Consider the following 15722-nt stretch of genomic DNA (forward strand, 5'->3'; position numbering starts at 1 on the left):
CCTAGGCATGGACAGGGCGTTATCGTACTCTGATCGGAGGTCGGCGGGGAGGTACGATGTCGGAGAACGAGGGACTCGGCCCCCGATCTCCGCTTCCGCTGCAACCATTGGTCCACCGGCTCTTCGAGGAACAGGCTGACCGCACGCCGGACGCCGTCGCGGTGGTGGCTGCGGACGGCGAGCTCACCTATCGGGAGCTCGACCGGCACGCCAACCGGGTCGCGTCCCTGTTGCGGGAGCGCGGCGTCGGACCGGACGCAGTGGTCGGGGTGGCGGTGGAGCGCTCGGCCAATCTCGTGGTCACGCTGCTCGGCATCCTGAAGGCCGGGGGCGCGTACCTGCCGCTCGATCTCGACGCCCCGGCCGCGCGGAACGCCGCGCTCCTGGAGCGTGCCGGGAGCATGCTGTGCGTGTGCCGGGACGGCATGGACCCGCCTGGCGCGCTAGTACTGCCCGGCGATCTGTCCGGGCTGCCCGACCATCGGCCGGACGTGGCGATGTCGGCCGACCATCTCGTGTCGATCTACCACACGTCGGGTTCCACGGGGCTGCCGAAGGCGGTGGCCAGCACCCACCGGGGCTGGACCAACCGGATGCTGTGGATGCAGCGCGCCCACCGCCTGGCTCCGGGCGAGCGGGTGCTGCAGAAGACCACCCTGACGTTCGACGACTCGGCGGTGGAGTTCTTCTGGCCGCTGACGTGCGGCGGGACGGTCGTCATGCTCGGTCCTGGCCTGCACCGCGACCCAGCGGCGATCCACGCCGCGGCGGCGGAGCATCGGGTGGCGGTTCTGCAGTTCGTGCCGAGCTGGCTGGCGGAGTTCCTCGACCTGCCACCCAGCCCCGGGCTCGCGTCGGTGCGCCTGGTCGTGTCGGCCGGTGAGCCGCTCCGACCGGATCTGGTGCGTAGGTTCCGGGAGGTGTTCGGTCCCGGCTGCGAGCTGCGGAACCTGTGGGGGCTCACCGAGGTATCGATCGACTCGACCGCCCACACCTGCGACGCCGCCGACGAGGAGAGCGGACCGATCCCCATCGGGCACGTCATCGACAACAACGATGTCCGGGTCCTCGACGACGACCTCAGGCCCTGCCCGGCGGGGACGGTCGGCGAACTGTACATCGGCGGCGTCGGCCTGGCCCGCTGTTATCTGGGCGATCCGGTACGGACGGCGGAGCGGTTCGTCGCCGACCCGGCCGGGACGGGCGACCGGCTCTACCGGACGGGCGACCGCGGCTACCGGCGGCCCGACGGCGAATTGGTCTTCCTCGGCCGCCACGACCGGCAGGTGAAGCTCCGCGGCATCCGCATCGAGCTGAGCGAACTGGAGGAGGCCCTCGCCCGGCACCCGTCCGTGGTCAACGCCGCGGTCGTGCTCGCCGACGACAGGCTCGGCGAACCCCGCCTGGTCGCCTACGTAGCGGGCCCCGCCCCTGCGCCGCCGGAGCTGACCGCGTTCCTCGCAGCGGAACTGCCCGCCTACATGCTGCCGTCGCTGATCGTCCCATTGGCGGAGATGCCGAAGACGGCCAGCGGCAAGACCGACCGGAAGGCGCTGCCCCCGCCCGACTGGAGCGGCCTGCCCGGCGAGCGGGCCGCGTACCGGGCGCCGGGGTCACCCGTCGAGGAGGCCCTGGCCGTCCTGTGGTCGCAGATCCTCGACGTGTCGCCGGTCGGTGTGGACGACGACTTCTTCGCACTCGGCGGGCAGTCGATCCAGGCGACCCGGATGATGGGGCGGCTCCGTTCCGGTTTCGGCGTCGAGCTGGCGCTTCAGGAGCTGTACGACCGGCCGACGATCGCACTCCTGGCTCCGGCCGTTACGGACGCAGTGCACGCGGCCGTCGCCGGGTTGAGCGACTCCGAGGTCGATGCCCGGCTCTCCGGCGGTCCCGCGTGAGCGACGCCGCCCGGCGCGCGCTGCTCGAACGGCTGCTGCGCGGCGGAGGGACCGGAGACGGGATTCCGCGCCGCGACCCGGGCGAGGCGGTGCCGCTGCTACCCGCCCAGCGGCGGGTCTGGCTCGCCGATCGGCTGTCGGGCAGCGGCCCGGTCTACCACGTGTACGTGGCAGCGCGGCTCGACGGGGACCTGGACGTCGAGGCGCTCCGGGCGGCACTCGGCGATCTCGCGCTCCGGCACGAGGCGCTGCGGACCACGTTCGAGATGGACGGCGACGAAGTCGTGCAGGTCGTGGCGGAGACGGGGAGCGTCCCGCTGACGGTGACGTCCGTCGGGGCGATCGGCGACCGGCTCGCGGCCGCGGCGCGCGCTCCGTTCCCGCCCGGAGCACCGCAGGTCCGGGCAGAGTTGTTCGTCGGTGAGCAGACCCATCTGATCCTCGTGGCCCACCACCTGCTCGCCGACGGCTGGTCGCTGCGCGTCCTGGTCGGTGACCTATCGGCGCTCTACCTGGCACGGCGGCACGGCACGGCCGCGGCGCCCTCTCCCGCGCGGATCGGTGCGGCCGACGCCGCCTGCTGGGCGGCCCGGCGGCCGACCCCACCGGAGGGGTTACGGTTCTGGATCGGCAACCTGGCCGCTCCCCTGCCGGTCCTCGACCTGCCCGCGAACGGGCCGCGCCCCCAGGTCGCCACCCATGCCGGGGCGCAGGTGGCGCTCACGCTGACGCCGGAGCTCACCGCGACGGTCCGGCGGACGGCCGCCGCGTCCGGGACAACCGTCTTCCTCCTGCTGCTGTCGGCGTTCGCGGTGCTGCTGCACCGCTGGACGGGCCAGGACGAGGTCGTGATCGGGGTGCCGGTCAGCAGACGCGACCACGAGGACCTGCACGGGGTGGCCGGGCTGTTCGCGACCACGGTGGCGCTGCGCGTCGCGGTGCCGGACGACGCCGATCCGGCGGGGCTGGTGTCGCGGGTCCGGGAACTGTTCCTCGCCGCCCACCGGCATGCCGAGATTCCGTTCGACGAGGTCGTCCGGGCGCTGGACCCGCCGCGTGACCCCAGCCGCAACCCGCTGTTCCAGGCGTCCTTCGTGATGGAGGAGGAGCCCGTCGAGCTGAACCGGCTCGGTGATCTGACGGTGACGCCCGTTCCCGTCCACAACGGCACCGCCAAGTTCGACATGTCGCTGTTCGTCACCGATCGGGGCGAGCGGCTCGAGCTGACGCTCGAACACGCCGTCGACGTGATCGCCGAGGGGGTGCCAGAGCAGCTGCTGAAGTCCTTCCGGGATCTGCTGTCCGGGGCGTCCACCCCAGATCCGCTTGCGGGGCCCGTGACGCCGGAAAGGCCTGCGGGAGGGGTCCATCTGCTCGTCCGGAGCTCGCCGCACGTCGCGCTGGAGACCGGGGACCTGCAAGTGACCTATGCGGAGCTCGTCGCGCGGTCGGAACGGCTCGCGGGCGGGCTCCGCGCGGCAGGGGTGGGGCCGGGGAGCGTGGTCGGGCTCCGGCTGCCGCGCGGCGTGGACCTCGTGATGGGCGCCCTCGCCGTGTGGCAGGCCGGAGGCGCGTTCCTGGGCGTCGACCCGTCCTATCCGGCCGAACGGTCTCGGCGCATGATCGAGCACGCCGGGGTCTCACTGGTCCTCACGCCGGAGCGGCTGCGCGCGCTGGACGGCGAAGGCCCGCCAGAGGCTGAGGCGGCGGAGACCGAGGCGGACGGTGCTGATCTCGCGTACATCGTGCAGACCTCCGGCTCCAGCGGCCTGCCGAAGGGGGTGATGACCACCCACGCGGGGGCGGTGAACTACCTGTCGTACGTGGTCGAGGAGTACGGGCTCGGCCCCGGCGACGTGGTGCTACAGGTGCCGTCGATCGCCTACGACTCGGCCGTCCGCGACAGCTTCGCGACCCTCGCCGCCGGGGCACGGCTGGTGGTCGGTGTCCCTTCCGGTGATCCTAGGGCGCTGCTGGCGGCCATCCGCGCCCACCGGGTGACGTGCCTGCTCAGTGTCGTCCCGACCCTGCTCGCCGAGCTCGCCGAGGCCGCGTCGGGCGAACCGATGGCGTTGCGGCTGGTACTGGTCAGCGGGGAGCGGCTGCGCTGGGACGACCTTCGCCGAGCTCGCGAGCGGCTCGCCCCGGAGGCGACGTTCGTCAACCAGTATGGGCCGACCGAGACAACGATGACGGCCGCCTTCCGCAAGGTCGCGCCCGATGAGGAGGGGACGGGCGACGTCCCGGTGGGACGGCTCATCCCCCACCTGGACGCCCTGATCCTCGACCGGCGGCTCCGCCCCGTACCTGCCGGGGCGCCCGGTGAGCTGTACCTCGGCGGGACGGGCCTCGCCCGAGGCTACGCCAACGACCCGGCACTGACCGCCGCCCGCTTCGTCGCGGGCCTTGGCGGCCGCCGTTACTACCGGACCGGCGACCGCGTCCGCCTGCTTCCCTGCGGTGACCTCGTCTTCCTCGGCCGCACCGACTCGCTGGTCAAACGGCACGGCGTCCGGATCGACCCGGGCGAGATCGAGGCAGCGCTGCGGACGGCTCCCGGTGTCCGGGACGCCGCCGTCACCGCCGGCGAGCGGGCGCTGACCGCCTACGTCACCGGCGACCCTGCCGTCACGGCCACCGGACTGCTCGCCCACCTGCGAACCCTCCTGCCACCGGCGATGCTTCCGTCGGCGCTCCACATGCTCCCGGCCTTGCCCCGCACCCCCAACGGGAAGATCGACCGGGGAGTGCTGCGGCCGGAGCCCGCGACCGCGCTCGCCGCAGGCACGGGCAGGCTCCCGGAGACCCGCTGCGAGATAGAGCTGGCCGAGGTCTGGTCGGAGCTGCTCGGCATCACCGAGATCCCCGCCGACGCCGACTTCTTCGCGCTCGGCGGCCACTCGCTGACGGCGGTGGTCCTGGCTGACCAGCTTGCCCGCCGTTGGGGCGTGCCCGTCACTCCCGCCGACGTCCTGGCGCACCCGACCGTCGCGCTGCTGGCCGCGCGCCTCGACGGCCGGCGGGACAGCGGCCGCGCCGTCCGGCTCCGGGACGGCGACGGGCCTCCACTGTTCCTCGTCCACCCGCTCTCGGGCGACCTGCTCTGCTACAGGCACCTCGTGGCGGCACTGCCACCGGGCCGGCCCGTCCACGGCTTCCAGTCCGTCGGCTCGCCGCCCGCGACCGTCGCCGAACTGGCTGCCCGGTACGCGGCCGACGTCCGCAGGATCCGTCCCGAGGGATCTTTCGATCTCGCGGGCTGGTCCTTCGGCGGGATCGTCGCGGTCGAGATGGCACGGCTGCTCGGCGGTACGGCCGGCGGTGTCCGGACGCTCGCGCTGCTCGACACCTCACCAGAGGAGGAGACGGAGGACACCACCGAGGAGGAGGCCCGCCTAATCATCGCGGACACGGGCCTGGTCGGGGCACTTGCGGACACGCTGGTCGGCGCGTTGCTCGCCAACGCGCGCGCCCGCCGCGGCCACCGCTTCGAGGGCCCGCCGCTGGACGTCGACCTCGTCCTGGTGCAAGCGTCGCTCGAGCATCCGGTGCTTCCCGCCCGGCGGATGACCGACCCGGCCGCCTGGCGGGCCCGCACCACTGGACGGACTCGATACCTGAGCCTGTCCGCCGACCACTACGGTCTGCTCGCCGCCGAGCACGCGACGGCCCTCGCTGAGATCCTCAACCCTGTTGCGCCGCCGGCCGCGGCGGGAGAGGCTACCGGTGCCGGAGGACGATCCCCTCAACAGGAGGCCCAGGCGTGACAAGGTTCGTCGAGGTACCTCTGGACAACGGCATGGCTCTGATCGTCCAGCAGAGCCCCGAAGATGAGGGGGAGATCGTCCGGGCCGGACGGATCCGGGACGTCGCAGGCCTGGCCGGTGAGTCGTTCGACTCGGCGCTGCTACGGCTGCGATCGGCGGCCGAGCAGGTCAGCACGGCGATGCGCGGGGTCAGCGTTCCGCCGTCCGAGGTCACCGTCGAGTTCGCGATCAAGGTGGGCACGTCGGCAGGGGTCGTCGTCGCCAACACCAGCGCCGAGGCCAACCTCAAGGTCGCGCTGCGCTGGACCAACGCGCCCGGCGCGGAGCCCCCGGCGGACTCCGGAGAGTGAGCGGGAACGTCCGCGGCAGCTTGGCCCGGATCTGGGAACCGTCCGGTTCGGTGATCGGCGCCGGGTTCCTCGTCGGCCGCCACCACGTCCTGACCTGCGCCCATGTCGTCGCGGCGGCGCTGGGCGTCCCAGACACCGATCCCGAGCCGCCCACCGGGACGATCGAGCTCGACTTCCCGCTGGCGGCGTCCGGGTCGGCGCGGATCACCGCGTCGATCGTGCTGTGGACGCCTGTCGGGCCTGACGGCGGCGGCGACATCGCGGGCCTGCTACTGGCCGAGGACCCTCCGGCGGGTACGGAACCGGCCCTGCTGATCTCGGTCGCCGAACCGTACGGGCTACCGTTCCGGACGTTCGGGTTTCCAGGCGGACGATCGGGCGGCGATTGGGCCGAGGGGGTGCTCGCCGACGTGCAGGCGACGTCGTGGCTGCAGATCGAGCACGAACGGCAGACCGGCCGCCGCGTCCAGCCCGGTTACAGCGGGGCGCCGGTCTGGGTCGAGGAGCATCAGGGCGTCGTCGGCATGGTCGTCGCCGCCGACCGGCAGGGCACCGACCGGGTCGCCTACGCGGTGCCGACCGACGCGCTCGTGGCGGCCTGGCCGGACGTCCTCACCGAGCGGACCATCGCGCCGAGCCCCTACCAGGGCCTGGCCGCGTTCCGTGAGGCCGACGCCGAGCTGTTCTTCGGCCGGGACGACGTGGTCGCCCGGCTCGCTGAGGCCGTCGCCGCCCGGCCCCTGACGGCGGTCGTGGGGCCGTCCGGGGGCGGGAAGTCCTCGGTCGTCCAGGCGGGCTTGATCCCCGCGCTGCGGGCGTCCCGTTCCTGGACGGTCGCGGTGTTCCGGCCCCGGAAGAACCCGTACGAGGAACTCGCGGCCGTCCTGATGCGGCTGCTTCAGCCCGACATGTCGGAGCTCGACCTGCTCCTGGAGACCCCGCGGATGGCCGAGCTCCTCCAGGAGGGCCGGGTCGACGCCGTGGTCCGCCAGATCGCGGCGAACGGGCGGAGGCTGCTGCTTGTCGGCGACCAGTTCGAGGAGCTGTACACCCACCACCAGGGCACGTCGGTGCCGCAGCGGTTCGTGGCCGATCTACTGAAGGCGGCGGCAGAGTCCGATGTGCGGGTGCTGCTGACCATGCGCGCCGACTTCCTCAACCAGGCTCTCGACGACCGAGTGTTCTCCGAGGCGCTGACCGGGGCGATCGAGCCGATCGGCCCCCTGTCGGAGGACGGGCTGCGGGCCGCGATCAAGGAGCCCGCCGCACTGCGGCGCGCCCGGTTCGAGCCGGGGCTGGTCGGCAGGATCCTCGCCGACGTCGGTGACCAGCCGGGACGCCTGCCGCTGTTGGAGTTCACGCTGTCGCTGCTGTGGGACCGGCAGCACCGACAGACGATCACGCACTCGGCCTACGATGGGATCGGCGGCGTCGAGGGTGCGCTGACCCACCACGCCGAACGCGTCCTCGCGGGCTACGACGAGCAGGAGCGGGTGCGGGTCCGGCAGGTGCTGCTACAGCTGGTCGCACCCGGTGATGGGACCGCCGATGTGCGGCGCCTCGCCGTCCGCAGCGAACTGCGGCCCGGTGACTGGGAGATCGCGCGGCGGCTCGCCGACGACCGGCTGGTCGTCACCGGGGCCGGGCCGACCGGCGCTCAGACGATCGAGATCGTGCACGAGGCCCTCATCGCGGGCTGGACGCGGCTGCGCGAGTGGGTGAGCCTGGACCGGACGTTCCGGATCTGGCAGGAGCGGGTGCGCGAGCAGATCCGGATCTGGCGGGCGTTCGGCGAGGACCAGGGCGTCCTGCTGCGGGGCCCGCTACTGGCCGAGGCGGAGACCTGGATGGTCGAGCGCGAGGCGGAGATCACCGACGAGGAGCGGGCGTTCGTCCGGCTGAGCCGCGAACGCCAGGAGCAGGAAGACGCCCGGTACCGGCTGCTGTATGAGGAGGCCCTGTCCCGTCAGCTCGTCGCGCAGGCCGAACTCGTCCGGGGCGAGCGGGCCAATGCGCTGCCGCTGAGCGTGCTGCTGGCCGCCGAGTCGCTGCGGCGGGCGTCGTCGTTCGAAGCCGATCTGGCGTTGCGGCGCGGACTCGCGTTGCTGCCCGAGCACAGCGTCAGGCTGCCGCACGACTCCGACGTGCAGGTCGCTGCGTTCTCCCCCGACGGTCGGATCCTCGTCACGGCGGGCGATGACGCGAGCGCCCGCGTCTGGGATGTCCGGACCGGTGAGCGGCTGTTGTGCCTGCGGCACCGGGACGGCGGATGGATCCGGGCGGTGGCCTTCAGTCCCGACAGCCGCCGCCTGGTCACGGGCTGCGAGAACGGCGAGGCGCGGATGTGGTCGCTCGACGACGGCGCGATGCTCGTCGAAATGATGCACGGCGGCTGGGTAGGCGCGCTGGCCTTCACCCCGGACGGTTCGTTGCTGGCGAGCGGATGCGACGACGGGATGGTCCGCGTCTGGGGCGGCGGCGTCCGTCCGCGGCTCACGGTCCCGCACCAGGGCTGGGTGCGGAGCGTGGCCTTCAATCGTGCAGGTTCCCTGCTGCTGACAGGTGGCGCCGACCGGAGCGCCCGCGTCTGGAACGTCGCCGACTGGAGCGAGCGTGTTCGGCACGGCCATGACGCCCCCGTGCGTGACGCTGTCTTCTCCCCCTCGGGGGCGTCCGTTGCGAGCGCGAGCGACGAGGGAGCGGTCGCAGTCTGGCCGGTCGCCGCCGGAGCCGCGCCCGTGCTCGTCCTTCCGCACGAGGGCGCGGTCACCGCGGTGGCGTTCAGCCCCGACGGGCGGCTGCTCGGCACCGCCTGCGACGACGGCCACGCACGCATCTGGGACGCCTCCACCGGTTCGGAGCTGGTTAGGATGCGGCACGGCGCGGCCGTCCGGGACGTGGTGTTCGAGCCCTCCGGGCGCGGGCTGCTCACCGGGTCCGACGATGGGACCGCCCGAATCTGGAGCGCCGTCGGAGCAGAGTTGCTTCGCGTGTCCCACCGGCGTGCGGTCAGGGCCGTCGCGGTCAGTCCCGACGGCGCGTGGGGAGCCTCGGCCAGCCAGGACGACGAGGGCGCGCTCTGGTCGACGACCGCACACGCCGAACGGTACCGGTTTCAGGCCGCAGGCCCCGTCGTCTCACTGGCCGTGGACGCCTCGGGCTCCCGGATCGCCGTGCTGGCCGACGAGGGCGCAGTGCAGGTCTGGCGGCTCGACGACCTCGCCCTCGAAACGTCGTTCGGCGCCGGGAACGCCTCCATACTGGCGCTCTCCCCCGACGGCGGAACACTCGCCGCAACCGGGGAGGGCGGAGACGTCGGGCGGTGGTCGCTTCCCGGCGGCGACCCGCTACCCGGCCTGGCCACCGGGGCCGAGGAGTTGCGCTCCCTGGCCTTCTCCCCGGACGGACGGTCGCTCGCCGCTACCGGCGACCTCGAGTCAGTGCTCATCCTCACCGACGGCGGAGGCCGGGTCGAGGCGGATATCGGGGACATCGCGGGCGTCACCGGCTTCTCCCCCGACGGCACGAAGGTGGCCGTCGTCGACGACGCCGGGAACGCGACAGTCGTCTCGGCGGCGGACGGCACGGTCCTGTCAAGGCGAGCGTTCGGCGGAGAATGGTGGGGTGGAGCAGCCTTCGACGGACGGCTGGAACTCCTCGCGACGATCGGACGGGGCGGGGCCGTCGCGGTCCACGACCTTAAGTCCGAGGACCGGCGCTGCGAGGTCGACCACGAGGCATGGGTCACCCGGGTGGTTTTCAGCGCCGACGGCCTGCTGCTGGCGACCGTGGGAGAGGACGCGGTCGTCCGGGTCTGGGAAACCGAGAGCGGAGCCGAACGCTGCCGGCTTCCTCACCCCGCGACTGTCGCCGACGCGGTCTTCACGCCCGACGGCCACCTGCTGGTCACCGGGGCGACGGACGGGTTCGTCCGGGGATGGCCACTGAGGCCGGAGGACCTGCTCGCCCAAGCCGCCACTCAGGTGCACCGTTCGCTGACCCGTGAGGAGTGGGGCCGCTACCTGGGTGCCGAACCGTACCCCGAGAGCCTGTAGCCCGACCGGGCGAGCGGCGTCCGCCAGGCTCGAGGCCGCGTCGATCAACGGCACGGGCGCGTCGGCGAACTCCCCGACGAGCGACAGCTCCGAGCAGCCGAGGATGATCGTGTCGGCGCCAGAGGCGGCCAGAACCGCGGGAGCGGGCGAAGCGGGTTCCCCGACTGGCGAGGACGCCCAGGCGGACGCGGCCGGTACCGAGGGCGTCCCCGGCCGCTGCCTCGATCATGTCGATGATCTCCACGTCGGTCCGGAGGATCAGCTCCTCGCGGTAGGCGTGGGCGGTGCTGCACGGCATCGCCACCGCGAGCGCCCCGGCGTCGCGAAGCAGGCGGACTCCGGCGACCAGGCCGGGCAGCGGCGACGGCCCGCGCCCCAGCAGCGCGGCGGTCCGCACACCGAGCACCGAGCGGCCGAGGTCAGCGCCAGGGGCACCCCTCGTCCCACCACCGGATAAGATCGTCTCCACGTGCCTCAGCCTCCTCGGCTGACGCCCCGTCTACCAATGCATAGGCGGCGAAGTCCGACATCATGGTCGCCCGGCGGCAGCAACTGCCGGGCTCGCGAACGTCCTTGAACCATAGGACCGGCGGACGGTCCCGGGTGGGCGGCGTGTAGAGGCCGTCGCCAGTGAGGAAGCCGATCCAGCCGACGTAGCGCAGCGGCGCGGAAGGCTGCTCGGTGATGGTGAGTGGCAACCCGGCCTGGGCGAGGAAGCTCTCGCGTGACAGGTCGAGGCCGAACGCTGCCCGGTAGGCCTCGGCAATCGGCCTGCCTCCCGTCCGGGCGGTCACCTCGCACAGAACGGGGACCCCGCGATCGACCCAGGCCTCGATGTGGAAGGAGAAGGGGCCGGATGACGGGAATGCCTTGATGACGGCGACGGCGAACTCCTGTAGTCGCGGGCGCAGCGGATCAGCAGCGCCCATCAACATGCTGACCCGGGGGGCGTGCCGCTGGACCGTCTCCAGGGCTCCAGCACTGTACCGGCTAGGCCAACAGTGCACGACGCGTCCGCGGTCGCTGACGCCGTCGATGTGGTAGATGGGGGCGTCAACCCGCGTCTCGACGAGGAGACCGCCGGGAAAGGCGGAGGCGCCAGCGAACGCGCCTCGGAGTTCGGCGGGCGTGCGGGCCACACCGATACCCTGGGCTCCGGTCGCCCGCCGCGGTTTCATCACCACAGGGAAGCCATGGAGCGCGGCGAAGGACATCGCGTCGTCGAGGCTGCGGACATCCTGGAAGCGTGGGACGGCGATCCCTCCTGCCTCGGCTGTCCGTCGCATCGTCAGCTTGTCCCGGAAGGCCATCGCCTCATCGACGCGCTGGCCGGGCAGCCGGTACCGCTCGCGCAGGACGGCCGAACGTAGGAGGTCGGACTCATTGGACGCGATCACTCCAGCCAGCGGATGGCGCCGGGCCAGCGCGTGCGCGGCGATGAGCACGTCCTGGGAGAAGTAGTCGTCAACGGTCATGATCTCTCGGAAGAGCGCGGTCTCGCTCTCGGGTGACGCGGCCCGCGCATACCGTGAGGTGACCAGGAGCAGATCCCCTACCCCGCGCAGCCAGGTGCCGATCGGCCGGCTATCGAGGTCGGCGTAGCTGAGCACCAGCAGCGTCACCAGCGCGCCTCCACGCTCGTCAAGCCGATCAACGCCCCCAGTATCCGCACCCCCGCTCACAACCGTCAACGAAGAACAGCGAACGCGCTGAGGGTCGGGACCCGCGAGCCCAACGAAGCCCCTCTCTGTCAGACTGCTGTGATACATGGGACGTACGAGTCCTTTTGAAGCGAAGCAGGGCGAGACAGGACGATCGAGACAGTGACGATGACCCTCGCCGAGCAGATCCGGTTGCCGGGCAACTGGTCGAATGGCTGGTCCACCGTGGCGCGCAGGCCCGCGGCGCCGCTCTGCGGGGCCCGCACGTGCGAGATCGGCATAGTGCTTCTTGCAGCGGAAGAGCCTCGCCGACTCCGGCGCAGAGCATCGCGAAGGACTCAAGCGGGTGTGTGATCGGGGCACCGAGACCGATGCGTTACGCGCCGCTCAAGCCGGGCGCACCCGGTGCCGGTAGTGCAGCGGGGATTCGCCGATCTCGCGTTTGAAGGCGGTGCTGAAGGCCGCCTCGGAGGCATATCCCAGGTCGGCGGCGAGGGCGCCGATGCGCGTGTCATCCTGCCTCAGGGCGCGCTGCGCCAGGAGCATGCGGTAGCGGCTGAGGTAGGTGAGCGGAGGCATGCCCGCCGCAGCGCGGAAGTGGCGGGCGAAGGTTGATCGGGACATCGCGGCGGAGCGCGCCAGCTCCTCCAGGCCCCACGGCGCGGCGGGCTGGTTGTGCATGAGGGCCACCGCCGGGCGCAGTCGCTCGTCGGTCAGCACCCGCAGCCAGCCCGGCGAGGCGTCCATCTGGTCGAGGTAGCCACGCAGGACCGCGAGGAACAGGAGCTGACCGTACTGCCGGATGGCGAAGGCGGAGCCGGTGCGGCGGCCCGCGACCTCGGCGAAGACCTGGTCGAGGAGGGTGCGCAGCGGGGCCGACGCTGAGGCCCTGACGACTCCCACCGGCGGCAGCGTCTGCAGCAACAGCTCCTGACCTGCCGGGTTGATGTCCACGGCGATGCCGAGCACGACGTCGTCGGTGGTGGGATCCGCCTCGGTGAGACCGGTGAAATTCTCCTCGGGGCTGATCCGGTGGCGTGGACCGTCCCCCTGCGGGCCGCCCTCGTATTCGAGCCATGTGCGGTTGTTGAGGATGGCGACATCACCAGCGGAGAGTTCGACCGGCTCGTCGAGGCCGTCGGTCAGCAGCCGGCCGTGGCCGGACACCATGGCGATGAGCTTCATCGCGTCGTGGCACGGCGAGTGTGCCACCCACCGGCCGCGGGCCGCGAATCCGCCGGACACCGCGCCGCGGACCTCCACAAGGTCAAGCACCTCGGACAACTGATCTCCCATATTTGGGACTCTTGCACAAGAAATAGGGACTCACAAGCATTCAAAGTGCCATCCATGCTTGGCAGGCTGAATGTCACCGGGACGGTCGTCGTCGCGGCGACGACCGAAGGAAGGGCAAGACAATGGCACCTCAGACCGCGGGCCAGGCCCGTACGATCATCCTCACCGGTGGCAGCAGCGGCATCGGATTCGCCGCGGCCACCGCGATCCTCCGGGACGAGCACGGGCCCTGGCACCTGGTGCTGCCCGTCCGTGACGCCGCCCGCGGACGGGAGACTGTGGAGTCGTTGGCCTCCGCCGCAGCGAGCGGCAACACGGCCGAGGCGATGACGATGGACCTCTCCTCACTGGAGTCCGTCCGGACCTTCGCCGCGGAGCTGACCAGCCGCGTGACCTCGGAAACGATCCCGCCGGTGCACGCGCTGGTGTGCAACGCAGGCGTGCAGATGGGCACGAACCTCACCCACACGGCCGATGGCTTCGAGTCCACCTTCGCCATCAACCACCTGGGCCACTTCGTACTGGTCAACGCGCTGCTGCCCGTGCTGAGCGCCCCGGCGCGTGTGCTCGTGACCTCCAGCGACACCCACGACCCGGCGCTCAAGCTGGGCCCCGCCCCGGCCTGGAGCAGCGCGGACGCCCTGGCGCGGGGCGAGCTCGCGGCATCGGCGAAGCCGGACAACGCGTTCGTCGCCGGGCAGCGGCGTTACAGCACCTCCAAGCTCGCGAACCTCTACTTCACCTACGCTCTGCCCCGTCGTCTGCCCGAGGGTGTCACGGCCAACGCCTTCAACCCCGGCATGGTGCTCGGAACCGCCCTGGGCCGCTCACTGCCCGCCCCGGTGCGGTTCATCTCCACGCATGTCCTTCCACGCCTGACCTGGCTGCTGCGCCGGGTGATGTCCCCCAACATCAACTCGGCCACCGAGTCCGGAGCCGCACTCGCCTGGCTGGCAACCGCCCCGGAACTCGCAGGCACCACAGGCACGTACTTCGACGGCCGCACTCAGGCCCGCTCCTCGGAGGAGTCCTACGACACCGCGCGCGCCGAGCAGCTCTGGTCCGGCAGCCAGGAGCTGACCGGCACGCGTGTCTGACCGAGATTTCCCCTTCGATCCCAAGTGACGCTCCAAGATCACCACCAAGGAGACGAGACCATGAAAGACATCGCTGCGCCGGCCCTTTCAACGGCCGAGCGCGACCGCCGTTGGGATCTCACCCGGGCGTTCATGGCACGTGAGGACCTGGACGCTCTGCTCGTTTTCGGCGAGCACGAGGACGCAGGGCCTGCCCAGGTCGCCTACGACACGTGGTTCACCAACGAGCGCCCCGGAACGACCGTCGTCTTCCCTCGCGACGGCGAGCCGATCGCGCACCTGCCGGGAGGGATGTTCATCCTGGACCATCTGGAGTCCAGCCGGCGTGGTGACCAATCCTGGATCCCGCCGCGGAACCTGCGCGCCTCACGCACCTCCACCGAGATCACGGACACGCTCGCCGAGCTGGGCCTGAGCAGGGGAAACATCGGCGTCGTAGGACTCGGGGCACATCTGCCGTGGCATCCTGAAGGCATCCTGCCCCACACGCTGTGGAGCCGGGTCCTGGACAAGCTCCCGGACGTCGAATTCCGGGAGATGGACGTCGCCGTCGCCCTGATGACGATGCGGCTCAGCGACGAAGAGATTCCCCTCGTGCGGCGCTCCGCGGAGATCGGAGACGCCATGGTGCGAGCCATGGTCGATACCGCGGCCCCAGGGGTGTCCGAGGCGGAGGTCTACGCCTCAGGAATGGCCGAAGGCTATCGGCGCGGGACGCTCCCCTCCGCCATGCACCTATGGTCAGGCCGCGACCCCGTCGCCTCGGGGATACCCGCATGGGGCTACCGCGCCCAGATACCGCGCGTGCTGGCCGACGGGGACGTCATCTATGCCGAGGTGTTCTCCCAATTCGGCGGGCGCCACACGCAACACCAGGTCACGATCGCCGTCGGCGACGTGCACGAAGACTTCTGGCGCGCGGGCGACGTCGCGCAGCAGTCCTACCACGCCGGCCTGGCGACGCTCCGGCCAGGGCGGACCTTCGGCGACGTCGTGGAAGCGATGCACGCACCGCTCGACGCGCACGACGGGCAGATGTACCTCATCACCGCCCACTCGATCAACGCTCTCCTCGCGGCCGGCAAGAACCGCGCAGACATCAACCTGCTCCCAGGTGCCGAGGCGTACCCGCCTGTGCACGCTCACCCCACCTTCATGGCCGACCTGGTGCTGGAGCCCGGGATGTGTTTCATCCTAGAGCCGCAGTACGCCTTCGGTCGTCACCTCGCCCACGTCGGCGGCACCGTGATCGTGACGGAGGACGAGCCCATCGCGCTCAGCCCACTGACCAGCGAGGTGCTCCGTGCCGGGCAGTGACGGACCGTGGGCCGGCGGGCTCGTGGCGATGGCCTCCTCTACCCGCCCGTGCTAGATGAGCAGCTTGAGCAGATTGCTAGACATCGGTGACTGATCGTCACGAACTACACCACTCGATGGGACGCCATCTGTCGGCCGCGCGTAGTGACTCCAGCAGGTGGGTCAGGTCAGACTGGGATAGAGCCATCGTGAACGGTCCTTCCGGGAGACGTGAGACCTCTCCCTTCGACCGTCACACGATGGCTCACTTTATGCCAGATATCCGTCACTGATCGTCATGA

Annotated in this window: 8 protein-coding genes; 6 read left to right on the forward strand and 2 right to left on the reverse strand. The window is 71.4% G+C overall.

Going from position 1 to position 15722, the window contains the following annotated elements; genetic code table 11:
• Nucleotides 1–56: 56 nt before the first annotated feature.
• The 4 genes from ABGB18_RS45410 to ABGB18_RS45425 are packed head-to-tail and all read left to right on the forward strand — an operon-like array spanning nucleotide 57 to nucleotide 10070.
• On the forward strand, nucleotides 57–1898 hold the full coding sequence (locus ABGB18_RS45410) for a non-ribosomal peptide synthetase (RefSeq protein WP_347701916.1): 1842 nt from the start codon (nucleotides 57–59) through the stop codon (nucleotides 1896–1898).
• Entirely contained in the window at nucleotides 1895–5665 is a 3771-nt protein-coding gene (locus tag ABGB18_RS45415) for an amino acid adenylation domain-containing protein (protein WP_347701917.1), read from the forward strand. The genes ABGB18_RS45410 and ABGB18_RS45415 overlap by 4 nt, the downstream gene beginning before the upstream one ends.
• The gene (locus ABGB18_RS45420; protein WP_347701918.1) at nucleotides 5662–6015 is read left to right on the forward strand and encodes a CU044_2847 family protein; all 354 of its coding nucleotides are present in this window, start codon (nucleotides 5662–5664) and stop codon (nucleotides 6013–6015) included. Before ABGB18_RS45415 ends, ABGB18_RS45420 begins: the two co-directional genes overlap by 4 nt.
• A complete protein-coding gene (locus ABGB18_RS45425; RefSeq protein ID WP_347701919.1) occupies nucleotides 6012–10070 on the forward strand; it encodes a trypsin-like peptidase domain-containing protein in 4059 nt (1352 codons plus the stop codon). Before ABGB18_RS45420 ends, ABGB18_RS45425 begins: the two co-directional genes overlap by 4 nt.
• A 419-nt stretch (nucleotides 10071–10489) precedes the next feature.
• On the opposite strand, the gene ABGB18_RS45430 is transcribed toward ABGB18_RS45425, so the two are convergent.
• Together ABGB18_RS45430 and ABGB18_RS45435 are read right to left on the reverse strand one after the other, a co-directional pair.
• Nucleotides 10490–11692 carry a hypothetical protein gene (locus ABGB18_RS45430; RefSeq protein WP_347701920.1) on the reverse strand — a complete coding sequence of 401 codons (1203 nt, stop codon included), beginning with the start codon at nucleotides 11690–11692 and terminating at the stop codon, nucleotides 10490–10492.
• Between the two features lie 426 nt (nucleotides 11693–12118).
• Entirely contained in the window at nucleotides 12119–13006 is an 888-nt protein-coding gene (locus ABGB18_RS45435; RefSeq protein WP_347701949.1) for an AraC family transcriptional regulator, read from the reverse strand.
• A 143-nt stretch (nucleotides 13007–13149) separates the two neighbouring features.
• Here ABGB18_RS45435 and ABGB18_RS45440 point away from each other — a divergent pair, with 143 nt between their 5' ends.
• A complete protein-coding gene (locus tag ABGB18_RS45440) occupies nucleotides 13150–14124 on the forward strand; it encodes an SDR family NAD(P)-dependent oxidoreductase (protein WP_347701921.1) in 975 nt (324 codons plus the stop codon).
• Nucleotides 14125–14184: 60 nt separating this feature from the next.
• Nucleotides 14185–15441: a M24 family metallopeptidase gene (locus tag ABGB18_RS45445; RefSeq protein WP_347701922.1), complete on the forward strand. Its 1257-nt coding sequence runs from the start codon at nucleotides 14185–14187 to the stop codon at nucleotides 15439–15441.
• The last annotated feature ends 281 nt before the right edge of the window (nucleotides 15442–15722 follow it).

The sequence above is a fragment of the Nonomuraea sp. B12E4 genome (assembly GCF_039871825.1).
Lineage (GTDB): Bacteria > Actinomycetota > Actinomycetes > Streptosporangiales > Streptosporangiaceae > Nonomuraea.

Excerpts from the sequence above, each read along its gene's own strand:
- ABGB18_RS45410 (WP_347701916.1), top strand. The coding sequence starts at position 57 with ATGTCGGAGAACGAGGGACTCGGCCCCCGATCTCCGCTTCCGCTGCAA.
- ABGB18_RS45445 (WP_347701922.1), top strand. The coding sequence starts at position 14,185 with ATGAAAGACATCGCTGCGCCGGCCCTTTCAACGGCCGAGCGCGACCGC.
- ABGB18_RS45440 (WP_347701921.1), top strand. The coding sequence starts at position 13,150 with ATGGCACCTCAGACCGCGGGCCAGGCCCGTACGATCATCCTCACCGGT.